Annotated in this window: 15 protein-coding genes and 1 tRNA gene; 1 reads left to right on the forward strand and 15 read right to left on the reverse strand. The window is 29.4% G+C overall.

All coding sequences use genetic code 11. The annotated features are described in order from the left end of the window. Positions 1–174: 174 nt before the first annotated feature. The 4 genes from HMPREF1552_RS05140 to pgk form a co-directional block, all read right to left on the reverse strand. Complete coding sequence (locus tag HMPREF1552_RS05140; protein ID WP_021744045.1) at positions 175–717, reverse strand: GerMN domain-containing protein; 543 nt, start codon at positions 715–717, stop codon at positions 175–177. Between the two features lie 24 nt (positions 718–741). After that, positions 742–1,884, reverse strand: coding sequence for an N-acetylmuramoyl-L-alanine amidase (locus HMPREF1552_RS05145; protein ID WP_021744046.1), 1,143 nt, complete (start codon positions 1,882–1,884; stop codon positions 742–744). A gap of 42 nt (positions 1,885–1,926) precedes the next feature. Then, positions 1,927–2,193, reverse strand: coding sequence for a preprotein translocase subunit YajC (gene yajC / locus HMPREF1552_RS05150; protein ID WP_021744047.1), 267 nt, complete (start codon positions 2,191–2,193; stop codon positions 1,927–1,929). Between the two features lie 385 nt (positions 2,194–2,578). Then, a complete protein-coding gene (gene pgk, locus HMPREF1552_RS05155; RefSeq protein ID WP_021744049.1) occupies positions 2,579–3,781 on the reverse strand; it encodes a phosphoglycerate kinase in 1,203 nt (400 codons plus the stop codon). A gap of 464 nt (positions 3,782–4,245) precedes the next feature. Here pgk and HMPREF1552_RS05160 point away from each other — a divergent pair, with 464 nt between their 5' ends. Continuing rightward, entirely contained in the window at positions 4,246–5,766 is a 1,521-nt protein-coding gene (locus HMPREF1552_RS05160) for a UDP-N-acetylmuramoyl-L-alanyl-D-glutamate--2,6-diaminopimelate ligase (RefSeq protein ID WP_021744050.1), read from the forward strand. Positions 5,767–5,822: 56 nt separating this feature from the next. Here HMPREF1552_RS05160 and HMPREF1552_RS05165 read toward each other — a convergent pair whose 3' ends face one another. The 11 genes from HMPREF1552_RS05165 to HMPREF1552_RS05210 all read right to left on the reverse strand — a co-directional run bounded on the left by HMPREF1552_RS05165 (position 5,823) and on the right by HMPREF1552_RS05210 (position 14,927). After that, entirely contained in the window at positions 5,823–6,491 is a 669-nt protein-coding gene (locus HMPREF1552_RS05165; RefSeq protein WP_039901230.1) for a methyltransferase, read from the reverse strand. A 149-nt stretch (positions 6,492–6,640) separates the two neighbouring features. Next, entirely contained in the window at positions 6,641–8,467 is a 1,827-nt protein-coding gene (locus tag HMPREF1552_RS05170) for a peptidylprolyl isomerase (RefSeq protein WP_021744052.1), read from the reverse strand. A 112-nt stretch (positions 8,468–8,579) separates the two neighbouring features. Next, complete coding sequence (locus HMPREF1552_RS05175) at positions 8,580–9,053, reverse strand: GNAT family N-acetyltransferase (RefSeq protein ID WP_021744053.1); 474 nt, start codon at positions 9,051–9,053, stop codon at positions 8,580–8,582. 422 nt (positions 9,054–9,475) lie between these two features. After that, positions 9,476–9,552: transfer RNA gene (locus tag HMPREF1552_RS05180), tRNA-Arg, on the reverse strand. Between the two features lie 24 nt (positions 9,553–9,576). Then, entirely contained in the window at positions 9,577–9,834 is a 258-nt protein-coding gene (gene rpmB / locus HMPREF1552_RS05185; protein WP_021744054.1) for a 50S ribosomal protein L28, read from the reverse strand. A 219-nt stretch (positions 9,835–10,053) separates the two neighbouring features. Continuing rightward, positions 10,054–10,440: a nucleoside triphosphate pyrophosphohydrolase family protein gene (locus tag HMPREF1552_RS05190; RefSeq protein ID WP_039901231.1), complete on the reverse strand. Its 387-nt coding sequence runs from the start codon at positions 10,438–10,440 to the stop codon at positions 10,054–10,056. 283 nt (positions 10,441–10,723) lie between these two features. After that, a complete protein-coding gene (locus tag HMPREF1552_RS11595) occupies positions 10,724–10,924 on the reverse strand; it encodes a hypothetical protein (protein WP_021744056.1) in 201 nt (66 codons plus the stop codon). Continuing rightward, positions 10,924–11,334, reverse strand: coding sequence for a hypothetical protein (locus HMPREF1552_RS05195; RefSeq protein ID WP_021744057.1), 411 nt, complete (start codon positions 11,332–11,334; stop codon positions 10,924–10,926). The genes HMPREF1552_RS11595 and HMPREF1552_RS05195 overlap by 1 nt, the downstream gene beginning before the upstream one ends. A 107-nt stretch (positions 11,335–11,441) precedes the next feature. Further along, positions 11,442–12,209, reverse strand: coding sequence for a Bax inhibitor-1/YccA family protein (locus tag HMPREF1552_RS05200; RefSeq protein ID WP_021744058.1), 768 nt, complete (start codon positions 12,207–12,209; stop codon positions 11,442–11,444). Positions 12,210–12,375: 166 nt separating this feature from the next. Then, entirely contained in the window at positions 12,376–14,286 is a 1,911-nt protein-coding gene (gene thrS / locus HMPREF1552_RS05205; RefSeq protein ID WP_021744059.1) for a threonine--tRNA ligase, read from the reverse strand. 293 nt (positions 14,287–14,579) lie between these two features. Continuing rightward, positions 14,580–14,927 (reverse strand): VOC family protein, encoded by a 348-nt coding sequence (locus tag HMPREF1552_RS05210; RefSeq protein ID WP_021744060.1) that lies wholly within the window; start codon positions 14,925–14,927, stop codon positions 14,580–14,582. Positions 14,928–15,153: the final 226 nt, after the last annotated feature.

A 15,153-nucleotide genomic window follows, 5' to 3' on the forward strand; every position in this document is an offset into this window, starting at 1 on the left:
TTTAGTTTGTCGCAATATATTATACAATCTATGATATAAATAATTAATCAAAATAATTTAGACATATATAAAATAGAAAAAGTTTAATTAAACTGTAAAAAAAAACTATTGCGATATCTAGATTATTACTAGATATTGCAATAGCTATTCCTTTATTAATTTTTAATTAATAGATTATCTTGTATTTGTTTCTCCATCTATCTGAATTAATACACTTTGAATATTTGGAAAGTTTTTTAATATTGTATTTGTCACAGCCTGAGAAAATCCATTATATAATTCGGCATCTTTTTTTAAATTAGCAAATGATGCATTTAATTTCACAACTGTTGTATTTACATTATCAATTCTAAGATTATATGCGCTTCTAAATTTCATATCTTCTGTAATATAATTGGAATTTCTTATGATTCCGTTTATAAAATCACCTTCTATAAGGTTCATTTGTCGTGGGACTGTAATTTCCCTCTCGTTAACTGTCCTTGTTGCAGGATCATATACAAAAATAGAAATTTTATTCTGCGTTTCTTCTTCCTGTGTTGTTTCCTGCACCAAATTCTTATCTACATCTACATGAATTTTGCTTTTATGCTCGTTATCATAACGATTTATTGCAACTACTGCAACTGTTACCAGAAGAAGTAATATCACAAAGAAATTACTATTCAAAAGCCCTTTTTTTCTTTTAGGTTTTTTCTCTTTTGTTTTTTTTTGCATAAATTTCTCCTATGCTACTTTGCATTATTTAAAATATTTTCTTATTGCATCACCAATAGTGCTTGCTGCGCTTTCTTGACCTTCTGGTGTCAAATAGTGTGATAAATCAGAATAATTATTCATAAATCCTAATTCTACAAGTATTGATGGTGAGTTACTTCCACGAAGCACTGCAAAGTTTGCTCCAAAAACTCCTCTTCTTCTAAGCCCTGTTAAATTTATAAGTCCGTCCAGTACAGATTCTGCTATAGCTTGACTTGTTTTTTGATTTTTTCTATAAAAAATATCATTTAAGATAAAGTCTGAAAATGGCACATCTCCATAACTTCCATCAACTCTATTTTCAAATTTTGCAACTTGTGCAGCATAACTTCCTTGATCTTTTTTGCTAAAGTAAAATACTTCTGTTCCGTTTGCTGACGAACTTGAACTTGAGTTCAAATGGATACTTATAAAAAAGTCTGCATTCGCATCATTTCCAATTTTTGCTCTTGTATCTAATGGTACAAAAAAGTCTGAATTTCTTGTCATAATAACATTGTAATCCTGTCTCAAATTATTAGCCAGTCTTGTTGCTACCTGTAACGCTATATCTTTTTCATTGTAACCGTTTCCTCTTGCTCCTGAATCATGTCCACCATGTCCTGGATCTACAACAATCGTATACTTTTTATTTCCAGTGGGAGTATAAGTATTTGACTGTCTTTGTGTTTGCGTTTGTGCTGTTTGTGTATTAGCAGTTGATTGACTTTGTGTTGTTGTATTATATCTTGATGTTTGTGAATTATTATTTCTTGATGCTGTTTTTCCGCCATCTAACGTTACTTGAAATTGTCCAGTTCTACTTACAACCTGATAAGTTACAGATGGTTTTAAGTAAACGTAAACAACAACCATTCCATTTCTTTGAGTTGTATAAACTTTGCTTATATACTGGTCATTTTGATTAATAAATGCCTGAACATTGCTTTCCATTTCACTGTCTGGAAAACTTAGCATTAAAATATCTTCATTTCCTAGTTTTGTAACTGATGCATTTGGCATAATTTGCTTATTTTCTCTAAATGTTCCTATAACTTTTCCATTATTGTATGATATATTTTTCAAAGTATCAGAAAATGTAATCGCACTCACAAAAAGTAATAGTAATAACAATATTCTTTTCATTTTTTTCCTCCTATTTTTTTATTATAATATCTAATACCAATTTTATTTTTTTTCGATTTTGTCTACTGCAGACTTTAGAACTGTCATTCTAGCATTCTTATCTATTTTCATTTCTACAGTTTCTGTTAAAATATTTACAATAGTTCCCTGTATACCTCCAACTGTCGTTATTTTATCTCCGACTTTCAAATTTTCCAGCAATTCAGCTTTTTGTTTTTTCTTTTTCTTGTTCGCAAAATATGTTGGTAAAATTAATATTGCCATAAATGCTACATAAATTAATATTACCCCAATTGAATTTTTATCCATTTTTACTTTGTATAATTAAACTTATACTTTCCTCCTTCTTTAATTTTAAAATCAATTTTAATTATAACATAATTTAAGATATGTTTCAATTTTTTAAAAAATTATTTTTTTCATACTAAACTTTATTTAAATAACAAATTTATTACAAACTTTTTTAATAAAAAATATAAACCTAATATTTAAATGAAAAATAGTATTATATGTATTTTTCCTTCATTTGTATAAAATATTTACTATTAATAATCTTACTTATACCAAATTCATTTAAAAATAAAAATGACTATCTCAAAAAATTAATTTCAAGACAGCCATTTCGTGATTAAAATGAAAAAATTATTTTTAGTTAACTAAATTAATTAGTCAATTAAGTTAGTTATTATAGTTATTATTTTTCTGAAATTGCATCTACTCCTGGCAATACTTTTCCTTCCAAGTATTCAAGCGATGCTCCTCCTCCAGTTGAAATATGTGAGAATTTGTCAGCAAATCCTAATTGGATAGCTGCTGCTGCTGAATCTCCACCACCGATGATTGTCTTAGCTCCAGATAATTCTGCGATTGCTTTACATACACCAATTGTTCCTTTTGCGAAGTTTTCCATTTCAAATACTCCCATTGGTCCGTTCCATACTACTGTTTTTGCACCAACTAGAGCGTCTGAGAATAATTTAATAGATGCTTCTCCTATATCTAATCCCATCCATCCATCTTCGATAGCGTCTACAGAAACTGTTTTAAATTCTGTATCATTTTTAAATTCTTTTGCTACAACTGTGTCAATTGGTAATAGCAATTCAACATTTTTTTCTTTAGCTTTTTTGATCAATGAAGCGGCTAATTCCACTTTGTCAGCTTCTAATAATGAAGAACCTGTGTTTTTACCTTCAGCTTTTAAGAAAGTGAACATCATTCCTCCACCAATGATTACTTTATCAGCTTTATCCAATAAGTTTTCGATTACACCAATTTTATCAGAAACTTTTGCTCCACCTAAAATAGCAACTAATGGTCTTTCAGGATTGTCAACTGCTCCACCGATAAATTCAATTTCTTTTTCTACAAGGAATCCTACTGCGGACTCTTTTATATTTGAAGCAATTCCTACATTTGAAGCGTGTGCTCTATGTGCAGTCCCGAATGCGTCATTTACGAATACATCTCCAAGTGATGCCCAGTATTTACCTAATTCAGGATCATTTTTAGATTCTTTTTTACCGTCTAAGTCTTCAAATCTAGTATTTTCAAACATTAGAATTTCTCCATCTTTTAACTCAGCAACTGCTTTTTCTAAAGCTGCTCCTCTTGTTTCTGGAACAAATTTAACTGGTTTTCCTAAAAGTTCTTCTAATCTTTTTGCAACTGGCGCTAAAGTTTTTGATGCTTTATCAGCTTCTTCTTTTACTTTCCCTAGGTGAGAGAATGCAATTACTTTTCCACCATTTTCCAAAATGTATTTCAAAGTTGGAAGTGCTGCTGTAATTCTATTATCATTTGTAATAACTCCATCTTTTATTGGTACATTGAAATCAACTCTTACTAATACTTTTTTACCTTTTACATCTAAATCTTTTAAAGTTTTTTTAGCCATTCGGTTATATCCTCCTAAAATTTATCATAATATCTTTTCTTCCTAACTGAATTATACCACTCTTTAAACTCATTTTCAAGTTATTTAATCATAAAGATTAAAGAAAATTTTTATGTCCTAGATATTTGTCATCACTAAGATTTTCAATAGGTATGTTTAGTATAAATCTTAGATATTTCTTTAACAGTAGATTTTTTTCAATTAAAATGATAAAATATATTATAAACAAATTTGAGAATATTCAACCGCTTCAAAATCAAACTGTAAAAATCAGAATATATTTACTGCTTAAGGGAAAAACAGTATAGTTTTTTGAGTTTGGTTTCAAAGCGGATTTTGTATGTCTAAAATTTTTTATCCTTAATACCCGAGTTAAGATAAACTCCATAGTATGAGATTTAACTTAGGAAAAGATTTTGGCATTACAATAAAAATTCTTAAAAAAGAGGAGAGGAGAGTAAAAAATGTATAAAATATTTAAAGATGTGGAGTACAAAACACTTAAAGAGGGAAAAAGTTTTGAGATAAAAGGCATCGAATATGATTCACGCAAAATTGAAAAAGATTTTGTTTTCGTAGCAATGACAGGAAGCATCGTGGATGGACATGACTTTATTCAGAAAGCCATTAATAACGGTGCAAAAATGGTTATTTCCGAAAAAGATACTGACACAGGGCAATACAAAAATATTGATGATGTAACTTTCATACAAGTTGAAAATATACGAAAAAAGCTTGGAATAATCGCTTCAAACTACTATAGCTATCCGCAAAATAAAATAAAAATCATTGGAATTACAGGAACAAACGGAAAAACTACATCAAGTTTTGTTCTTGAAAATATCTTGGAAAAAACTGCTAGAATAGGGACAACTGGAAATCGTATTCTTGATGAAGAATTTGAAACAGTAAATACAACTCCCGAATCGCTTGAGTTAATAAAGTTGATTGACAAAAGTGTAAAAAGTGGGGCTGACTACTTCATAATGGAAGTAAGTTCGCATGCCCTTGAAATCGGACGTGTTGACATGTTAAAATTTGATTCTGTAATTTTTACAAACTTAACTCAAGATCATTTGGACTTTCACAAGACAATGGAAAACTATTTTAATGCTAAGAAAAAAATATTTTCAATGCTAAGAAATGATAAAAATCATAACGGTATCGGAGTAATCAATATTGATGATGAACACGGGGCAAATATTTATTCTGAAAAAAATGGAAAAAACTATATTTCAATAAGTGTAAAAGATGAAAATGCTGATATATGGGGAGATATTCTGAATTATACAAATAATGGAATGAAAGTAAAAATAAATCTTAGAAATTTTCTTGAAAAATTTGGAAAAAATCTGAAAAATACACAAGAAGTATACAGAATTGAAATAGACTTAGTTGGAGAATATAACTTGTATAACCTTCTTGGCTGTGTAGCTTCAGTACTATCGCTAGGAATAGAGATGGATACAATTACCAGAAAGCTGGAAACTATGCCAGCAGTTCCTGGAAGATTTGAAACAATAAAGAATGATTTAGATGTAAGGATTGTAGTGGACTTTGCGCATACTGATGATGGTCTTCTGAATGTTGGAAAGACTCTAAAACAGATTACTGATAACCGTGTAATTACAGTATTTGGTGCAGGTGGTGACAGAGATCATGAAAAACGTCCAAAAATGGCACAAGCCGCTACGAAATTCAGCGATTTCATTATCTTAACTTCAGATAATCCACGTACAGAAAATCCTACAAAAATTCTAGCAGACATAGAAAAAGGGCTTATAGGTGAAAAATTCCCTTTTGACAAATACCTTATCATCGCTGACAGAGAAAAGGCTATAAAATATGCAACAAGAATGCTTGAAAAAGGCGATAGTCTCCTAATTGCTGGAAAAGGACATGAAACATATCAGATAGTCGGAACTGAAAAAATTTATTTTGATGATAGAGAGGTTGTAAAGGAAGCGCTGGAAAGCAAAATATAAAGAGGCTAATGCCTCTTTTTTCTCTAAAATCATATCTATTGAATGTCGTATAGATATTAAAAAAAATCAATTTTAATTTCCGACTTTATTTTTCCTCCTTTTTTCCCATTTACTATAACCAGATCCATTTTTTTATACCTATTTATTTCAATTGAGAGAATGTTCATATTATTTTCATAAATGTATTTGAATACATCATTTAACCTACTATTTGGAACAATTACAAAAAATTCTCCATGATTGTTCAAAAGTCTTCGAATTTCTTTAAAAAGTTCTTCCAATGTGAGTAAAATTTCATATTTACTAATGCACTCTGATTTGTTTTTAGACAATTTTCCAGAATTAATTTTTTTATATGGCGGATTCGAAAAAATAAAATCATATTTCCCATTAATATTTTTTATATTCTTATTTAATGGGATTATTTTTTTATTCAAATTATTTATTTCAATATTTTTTTCTAATATTTCATACACATCTTTCTGTACCTCAACTGCAATAATTTTCTCCAACACATCAATTTCTGAAATTAATAGGCTCATTATTCCCTGTCCTGCTCCTATTTCTAAAATTACGCTTTTTTTATTCTTCAAATCTTTATTTTTTTTACTAAAGTATTTTCTTAAAAAATTAGATAGTAATAAGGCATCTTCTGTTATTTTTAACCCCTTTTCCTCTACAATTATCTTTTTATCAACACTTTCCAGAATTTCAACATATCCCATCTTCTTAACTCCTTTTTTAAAAAAATAAAATAAAAACTGCCCCAAATATTTTTATACTTGAAACAGTTTCTGAAAACATATTTATTTAAATTTATAAAAAACCAAATTTTTTTATTAAACTATAAATTGAAAAAATTTTAGAATATATTTTATAAAATTTCTAATTCCTTGTCTGCATATTCATGTGCCAGTTCCAGCCTTACACGTTCTTTCGAATTTTCAAATGTTGCCTGTGTAAATGGTATTTCGGATGTTTTTGTTATCAGATAGTATCCTGAAGCATCATTTCTTTCAAGAATTCTATTTTTTTTCAGCGCAAATATCTGGTTCATCAGTTCATCGTTTTTTCCAATTCCTGGAATCGCATCTGATTTAACCATTTTTGTGAATCTTTCTTTTACGCTAAATTTATATTTATCTTGTTTTTCTACTGTGCTCCACGTAACTTTTCCACTTTCAATTTCTGCTTTCAGCTCATTAACTTTTTTAATAATTTTTTGTTTTGAAGCTTCAGAAATAGTTGGTGTTATTAGAATATGGCTAACTTTTGCAACATTTTCGTTATTTGCATCTTTACTTTGAATATATATAATATGGTATCCAAATTGAGTTTTTATTGGTCCAACAATGTCTCCTGCCTTCCCGCTCTTAACCGCATTTGCAAATTCAGGTACAAGTTGTGAAAGATCGGCTGTTTCTCCTAAACTTCCACCGTTGTTTGCTGATCCTGGATCTTTTGAAAATTCTTTTGCTTTAGCTGCAAAGTTATCTTTATTTGTTGTTTTCATTATATCTTGAGCTTGTTTCTTGGCTGTTTCAAAATCTCCATCTCCTGCCTGATATTCTTCTCCAATTACATAACCGCCTATACTGTTAGGAATATTGTAGTTATTTTTATTCGCATTAAATTTTGCCTGCAATGCAGCTTCATCAGGCTTATACGTATCAATCAAGTAATTATAATATTTTTGTGAATAATCTCTTAGCTGCTCCACGCCTGTTAGTTCCGGATCGGCTTTTATTCCTGCCGCCTTTGCCTTGTTAGAAATTTTTACAAATTTATCAAGATTTGTCTTCAATGTTGCTTTTAATTCGTTTACAGCCTTATCTGAGTATCCTTGCTGAGTCTGTGAAACAAGATTTACCAACTGCTCATTTACAGCTTCATTTGTATATTTGTAATCTCCATTTTGCGCTACAGCTGCTGTCATATTAGCATACATTTTTTCAAATTTCTTGTCCTTAAATGCAATTTTAGTTTTTTCCTTAGCCTTTGCAATGTATGAATTTAGAATCATGATATTCTTATCTTGTGTCATATTTTCCTTAATTTCTTCCTTCACATCTTCAAAGTCCCTATTTAAAAAAGCTCTAGAATATTTATTTCTCTCATATGCTTTTTTAATTTCTTCATCTGTAACTTTGTCATTTGAAAATATCTTTTCTCTCATTTTCCCAATTATCTTTTCGTCTTTTATCGCCTTTTTAAAAGAAGTTATGTTATAACCTCTTTTTCTTAAGTGATCAGAAAATTCTTTTCTGTTCATTTGAGACTGTTTCTGATAATTGTCAAATTCCTTGTTTATTTCAGATCCACTTACTTTTATTCCTAAATTATGAGCTGATGAAAGTAGCACTTCCTTATTAATCATAAGCTGTAAAACATACTCATCTATAATATTATCAGGAATATTCTTTATATTTTCCGTACTTACTCCAGCTTGTGACAATTGTTGTATCTTCTGCTGATTTATTTCATTAAGCTGAGACTTTAGTCCATAGTTCTCCCTGTCAAAATCATCACGGTAAATTTTTGTTCCATTGACTGTCGCAATCACTTCCCTGTGGTTCATAGCTCCAAATACGTTATTTTTTAGGAACAATATACCTGTTACAAGCATTGATATTCCAAATATTCCTATCATAACTGCAGAAATAATTTGAATTGCTTTCTTGTGAGTTCTAAATAATCCCATTATCTGTCTTCCTTTCCTTTTTCTTTAGTCATTTAAGTATTATAGCATACAATACACTATTTTTCTATTATTTTTTAAATAAGAATCACGTAAATTTTCGGAAAAATTTCTTTTAGACTGATTTTAGTATTCTTCGCACTTTCTCTTCATCAATTTCTGACACTTTTCTAACTGGCTTAGGATTATCAAAATGCTCATTAATAGCCTTTTCAAACCAGGTAACACCAATCCATTTTCCAAATTTATACCCTGAATTTTCAAAATACGCAGCCTTTTTAAATCCAAAGTAATTGTGTAATTTCTCGCTATTTTCATTAGGATAAGTTACAAGTCCATAAACATTTACAACATTCTGTAACTTCAATATTTCAATCAAAATTTTATATAACTTTTTCCCAATTCCATTTCCATAAAATTTTTCATCAGTATAGACAGAAAGCTCCGCATCCCACTGATAAGCAGCCCTAGTCCAAATTTTATAAGCATAGGCATAACCAGCAATCTTATTTCCACATTCACAGACAATATACGGATATTTCTCTGAAACTTCTTTTATTCTGCCTTTAAATTCCTCAACTGAAGGCACTTCATACTCAAATGTAATAGTAGTATTTTCAATATACGGTTTATAAATTTTTAAAATTTTTCAGCATCTTCTTCAGTTGCAAATCTAAAAATTAAATTTTCTTTTTTTATTTTCATCTTTTCACCTTCACATATCTGTTTTTCATCATTATAGTAAATCTATTTAAAATCTAGAATAAAAATATATAAAAAAACAATGGATTAAGATACAGCCTAATCTTTTACTCTTAATTTTAAACTAGAATTACTATAATAGAAATACTATTAACTTTTTTCAATATACACTTTAAATTTGTAAAAACTTTTTAATTAAAAACAGTTTTAGCCCTATTTTAAAGGTTAAAACTGTTCAAAAAAATATTTAGATAGGGACGTCAAAGTCCTTATATCTGTTTATTCTGTTAAATAATTCTTTACATAAAATGGCGTACCCGTGAGGAATCGAACCCCAAGCCTTCTGATCCGAAGTCAGACGCTCTATCCAGTTGAGCTACGGATACACAAAAAAGTAAGTTATAAAAAACTTACTTTGCTAATACTTTTAAAATTTTAGGGCTTAATGTTTCTTTGTTCTTTAACAAGATTTTTTTTACTTGGTCGTTATTTTTCCCTTTTAAAGTTTTCATAGCTTTTGTACAAACTCTTACTCTAACTTCTTCGTTGTTAATAGTTAGAAGCATTGTTTGTAAATTTGGCCTCCAAATTCTTTTTGTAGCTCTGTGAGAGTGACTTACTCTATTTCCATGGCTTACTGTTTTTCCAAAAACTTCACATCTTTGCATCTTTATTCACCTCTACTAAAATATTTTAGTAGTTCTCCTTTCATCTTTATTTTTTTTACAGTCATTTACTGTTTTTTATTATAATATATTAACTTAACTCTTTTAAAAAAATCGTTATTCAGTTAAAATTATTTTTACATATCGAAACTTATTTTATCATATTTTATGAATTTTTACAAGTTATTATCCATATTTTTTACTTTATTTCACAAATTTTCCTTATTTTTGAAAAAATTTCTTTAGATTTGGCGGAAAATAATTCGGTCCTTTTATTACCTTTCTGTCTTCACGATAAATTGGATTCCCGTTTTCATCCAGCTTGCTAAGGTTACTTCGATGAATCTCCTCAAATACATCCTCAATAACATCCTGCATCCCATGCTCAATTATTGTCCCACAAAGAATATAAAGCATATCTCCAAGAGCATCTGCAACTTCCACAACATCTCCTCTTTTAGCCGCTTCTAAATATTCCTCATTCTCTTCCTTCATCAAATCAAATCTCAATTTTTCTAGTCCATTCTCTAATTTCCCGATTGGCTTGTCAGAATTTCCAAGTTTATAAATTCTATGAAATTCTTCAACACATTCTATTTTTCTTTTCATTATCATATCCTTTCTTAAAATTTATTTCTAAATATTTAAATTTTCTATTCTTAAATTCTAAATTATTTTTCTTACATATTCTTTTTTATAATTTTTAACTTTTTGACACAAAGGTATCAAATACAATACCTATTGTTTCGCAATAATACCTATTATAACATATTTAACTGATTATCACTTAATAAGTGTATCGAAAGTTCTATGAACTGCTCCAGATTTACATAAATCTTTCTTATAAAGAAAAAATATAAAACATAAAAATATCTATTAATAAATTATTAGCCTATTTTATTATTAACATCATCAAAAAATACATAGTTAAAGCTTTTACAATATCTGAATACAGCATAATTGCTGAAAAGAATCTTGTTTTTTCCAAAATTTCAGTATTGCCTTCTTCTACTTTTTCTAATATCTTAGTTTGTATATTTTTTATGTCTTTTTTTATTAACAAAACTGCCAATATCAGTGTTAGTAAAAACATTATTCCTGCAACAATGGCTTTTTGCTTGAAAAAAATGTAAATTCACTATAAAAAATTGCAAGAATTAAGCCCATTATTAGCGACAGGACTGTTAAGGCGGATTTCATATTCTTTTTTTGTTTATTTATTAATATTTTTGGTAAAATGAATAAAAACAGAATTTCTAAAATAAATAAAATTATAAAGAATATTCCTTTTACATCAGGCACCTTTAATTTTCTTAATGACTGAATTATGTTATCCAATTCAAAAATCATATAGTTTTTTAGTATCATACACAGTAAAATTGAAATAGCAATTCCTGAAAATACCCATATTCTGCTTGCTAAAATTTCTTCATTTATAAATTTTTTTACTTCCTTGACTGTTTCGACATCTATTTTATTTTCTATTTTTTTGTTACTTTCCAAATTTTTCCCCTTTAATAAATAGAATAAGAGTTATTTCGAGATTGCATTAACAATTTTAATATTAATAATCCCAAGATAACCCTTTATATTTTTTATTAAATTATTTTTTATCTTTTTCTTCCTAAAATTCTTACAAGGCTCAAGAATAAGTTTACAAAATCCAAATATAATTCCAAAGCACCAACAATTTCAATTTTGTTAAGAATATCAGAATCTTCATGAACTGCATAGGCAATAACATTATTTTTTATTCTGTTCACATCAACTGCAATATAAACTGTAAAAATGATTACACCTAATACTGACACAAACAAATCAATTGCACTATTTCCTAAAAACATATTTACTACACTTACTAATATCATTGCTATTATTCCAGCTGTAAGCAATGGCACAAATCTAGTCAAATTTTCCTTAGTAAAATATCCATAAATTGCTAAAACTACAAAGATTGACAATGTTCCTAAAAATGCTGAACCAATTACATCTGGAGCATAAATAAGTCCAATAGCTGAAAATGTCAATCCGCTTAATGCTGAATATATTAAAAATATAAGTTTTAGAACACTTGAATTTGCTGTATAAACTAAAGCTGAAAAGGCTAAAACTGCAACAACTTCTAAAATAAGAAATATCCAGTATTTCTCTATTATCATATATGCAATAGGATTTTCTTTTATTGCTCCATTATAAACCATAAAACCAATACCGCCAGTTATAAGAAGCCCTATTACCATCCATATCATACTTCCACGAACTTTTGAAATTATAAGTCTGTTTAAATCGTCATAAGTCATTGACATTTGTCCGTTATATTCGTTGTAATCATCGTTATTATGATTGTAAGTTTCTAATTCATCATAATCATTTCTCATAAAAATCACCTCATTAGTTTAATATTTTTCATTTCTTCAACCATTTTAATAACTTGAACATCTTAATCCAAAATTCTATATCCAAGCTATCATCTATTATAATATTATAACTTTTTTACTTTTAAAAAGACTTTTATTTATCAGTTAAATTACTTAATCTTATTTTTTATTTTGAAAACGGAACAAAAGATTCCTGTTTCAAAGTTTGGATAATTTCATCAACTGATACGTTTTTACTGTCTTGTGAACCAAATCTTCTTACATTTACTTCGTTGTTTACAACTTCATTTTTACCAATTATTAGTTGAACTGGTATTTTTTGGTCTCCGTTTGCTTCTCTGATTTTGTATCCAATTTTTTCTACTCTTGTGTCAAGCTCTACTCTGATTCCTGCATCTTGAAGTTTTGTAAACAATTCTTTTGCGAAAGGCACCTGTTCGTCAGAAATTGTCAGGATTCTTGCTTGTACTGGCGCTAGCCAAGTTGGGAACGCTCCTGCGTAATGTTCAATCAAGATTCCAATAAATCTTTCCAAACTTCCGTACATTGCCCTGTGAATCATTACTGGCTCGTGTTTTTCACCATCTGCACCTATATAGCTCATTTCAAATCTTGCTGGAAGGTTAAAGTCTAACTGGATTGTTCCACATTGCCAGATTCTTCCGATTGAATCTTTCATCTTAAAGTCGATTTTTGGTCCGTAGAATGCTCCATCTCCAGGATTTAACTTGTAATTAATTCCTTTATGTTCCAAAGCTGATTTCAAGTTTGCTTCAGCCATTTCCCATATTTCGTCTGAACCTATTGCTTTATCAGGTTTTGTCGATAATTCAATGTGGTATTCAAATCCGAATACAGTGTAAAATTTATCATATAAATCAATAATTTCGATAATTTGTTCCTCAATTTGCTCTTTCGTACAGAAAACGTGGGCATCATCCTGTGTAAATGCTCTAACTCTCATAAGTCCATGTAAAGCTCCACTAAATTCGTGTCTGTGAACAAGCCCCATTTCTCCATATTTCAATGGTAAATCCTTGTATGAATGCAAGTTATTCTTGTAGGCAATTATTGAACCCGGACAGTTCATAGGCTTTATTGCATACTCTTTTTCATCAATTGTTGATGTATACATATTTTCACGGTAATTGAACCAGTGTCCAGAAATTTCCCACAATTCCTTATCTAGCATAATAGGAGTTTTTATTTCCTGATAACCTCTTTTTTTATGTTCAACTCTCCAGATTTCCTGCAATTTATTGAATAATTCCACACCTTTTGGCATAAAGAAAGGGAATCCAGGTCCATGCTCGTCTACAAAGAACAAGTCAAGCTGTTTTCCTAATTTTCTGTGGTCTCTCTTTTCAGCTTCTTCCATCATTGTCAAATAATCATCCAGCTCTTTTTTTGTTGCAAAAGCTACTCCGTAAATTCTTTGAAGCATTTTATTGTTTGAATCTCCACGCCAGTAAGCTCCTGCTGTTGACATTAGCTTAAATGCTTTTAGGTAGCCAGTTGATGGAATGTGTGTTCCACGGCATAAGTCTATAAATTCACCTTGCTGATAAATGCTAACTTTATCTGCACCCAGGTCTTCAATTATCTCAACTTTGTAAGTTTCACCTTTTTCAGCAAAGAATTTTTTTGCTTCTTCGGCAGTCATTTCACTTCTTTTAAATTCATAATTCTCTTTTACAATTTTTGTCATTTCCTCTTCAATTTTTGCTAAATCTTCTTCTGTAAACGGTTTTTCAGGGTCAAAGTCATAAAAAAAACCATTTTCAATAACAGGCCCTATCGTAACCTTTGTATTCGGGAAAAGTCTTTGCACAGCCTGAGCCATAATATGTGCCGCACTGTGTCTTATAATTTCTATCCCTTTTTCACTTGTGTTAGTAATTATTTCAATTGTTCCAGATTTGTCAATAATATGAGATGGATCAACTTGCACACCGTCAATTATCGCCCCAACGGTTGCCTTCCCAAGACTGCTCCCAATACTTTTTGCAAATTCCACAACAGTCATAGGATTTTCCAACTGTCTCTTACTACCATCAGGCAAAATCATTTCTATCATTTCGATTCCTTCTTTCTCTCTTTTGTCAAATAAAATTAGGCTCTAGTTAGCCTAATCGCATAATTATTTATTATAGTATAATTCTTATTTTTTTTCAACCTAAAAATTTAAAACATCTCTAAAAATTTGCATTTCAGAACAACCAAGCAACCATATTCAAAAAACAATAAAAAATGAGCAAGAATTGAAATTTTATTCTCACTCAAAAGTTATTTTTATTAAATATTTTTTACTGTTAATGAAATTTACCTGCATTTCAGATTCCCAATTTTTTTAACTACAAACTATATTTTTTACAATTCTTGTACAAAGGAAATTCTGTTCCCATCAGGATCATATATATCAAATACTAGAACAACTTCATAATCTTGTATTTCACCAGTTTCTATTCCATTATCCCCTAATATTTCCTTACAACTTTTTATATCTTCTATCCCAATAATGATAGAACTTTTTTCAATTTTTTCAGTCCCTTCATACGATAACTGTAACCAAACATCCTTATTTAACTCGTATTCAGCAACTCCTTCCATTGGAACAACATCAGGTTCTCCAAGCCATTTTTTATACCAAGACAATGATTTTTCAATATCACTTACCTGAAAAACACTAACTATGGTTTTTACATCAATTAATTTCATTTTTAACCTCCATATTCTTTAACATAACCCATCAATACAAGTCAAAATATACTTTATTTTTTATCTCTTTTCAATATTGGGATGGTCTATATCACATTTAAAATACGCATTAAACACAGTTATAAGTTTTAGTCCCCTTCGATATTGGGGTGGTCTATATCCGTATTACGAGTCGTTCGTTAAGGATTTCATTGTTTTAGTCCCCTTCGATATTGGGGTGGTCTAT

It is taken from the genome of Leptotrichia sp. oral taxon 879 str. F0557 (genome assembly GCF_000469385.1).
GTDB classification, from domain to species: domain Bacteria; phylum Fusobacteriota; class Fusobacteriia; order Fusobacteriales; family Leptotrichiaceae; genus Leptotrichia; species Leptotrichia mesophila.

What these genes read in the sequence shown, in the direction of transcription:
- HMPREF1552_RS05140 (WP_021744045.1), bottom strand. Translation starts at nt 717, where the DNA reads ATGCAAAAAAAAACAAAAGAGAAAAAACCTAAAAGAAAAAAAGGGCTT.
- HMPREF1552_RS05145 (WP_021744046.1), bottom strand. Translation starts at nt 1,884, where the DNA reads ATGAAAAGAATATTGTTATTACTATTACTTTTTGTGAGTGCGATTACA.
- yajC (WP_021744047.1), bottom strand. Translation starts at nt 2,193, where the DNA reads ATGGATAAAAATTCAATTGGGGTAATATTAATTTATGTAGCATTTATG.
- pgk (WP_021744049.1), bottom strand. Translation starts at nt 3,781, where the DNA reads ATGGCTAAAAAAACTTTAAAAGATTTAGATGTAAAAGGTAAAAAAGTA.
- HMPREF1552_RS05160 (WP_021744050.1), top strand. Translation starts at nt 4,246, where the DNA reads ATGTATAAAATATTTAAAGATGTGGAGTACAAAACACTTAAAGAGGGA.
- HMPREF1552_RS05165 (WP_039901230.1), bottom strand. Translation starts at nt 6,491, where the DNA reads ATGGGATATGTTGAAATTCTGGAAAGTGTTGATAAAAAGATAATTGTA.
- HMPREF1552_RS05170 (WP_021744052.1), bottom strand. Translation starts at nt 8,467, where the DNA reads ATGGGATTATTTAGAACTCACAAGAAAGCAATTCAAATTATTTCTGCA.
- rpmB (WP_021744054.1), bottom strand. Translation starts at nt 9,834, where the DNA reads ATGCAAAGATGTGAAGTTTTTGGAAAAACAGTAAGCCATGGAAATAGA.
- HMPREF1552_RS05190 (WP_039901231.1), bottom strand. Translation starts at nt 10,440, where the DNA reads ATGAAAAGAAAAATAGAATGTGTTGAAGAATTTCATAGAATTTATAAA.
- HMPREF1552_RS11595 (WP_021744056.1), bottom strand. Translation starts at nt 10,924, where the DNA reads ATGTTTTTACTAACACTGATATTGGCAGTTTTGTTAATAAAAAAAGAC.
- HMPREF1552_RS05200 (WP_021744058.1), bottom strand. Translation starts at nt 12,209, where the DNA reads ATGAGAAATGATTATGATGAATTAGAAACTTACAATCATAATAACGAT.
- thrS (WP_021744059.1), bottom strand. Translation starts at nt 14,286, where the DNA reads ATGATAGAAATGATTTTGCCTGATGGTAGTAAGAGACAGTTGGAAAAT.
- HMPREF1552_RS05210 (WP_021744060.1), bottom strand. Translation starts at nt 14,927, where the DNA reads ATGAAATTAATTGATGTAAAAACCATAGTTAGTGTTTTTCAGGTAAGT.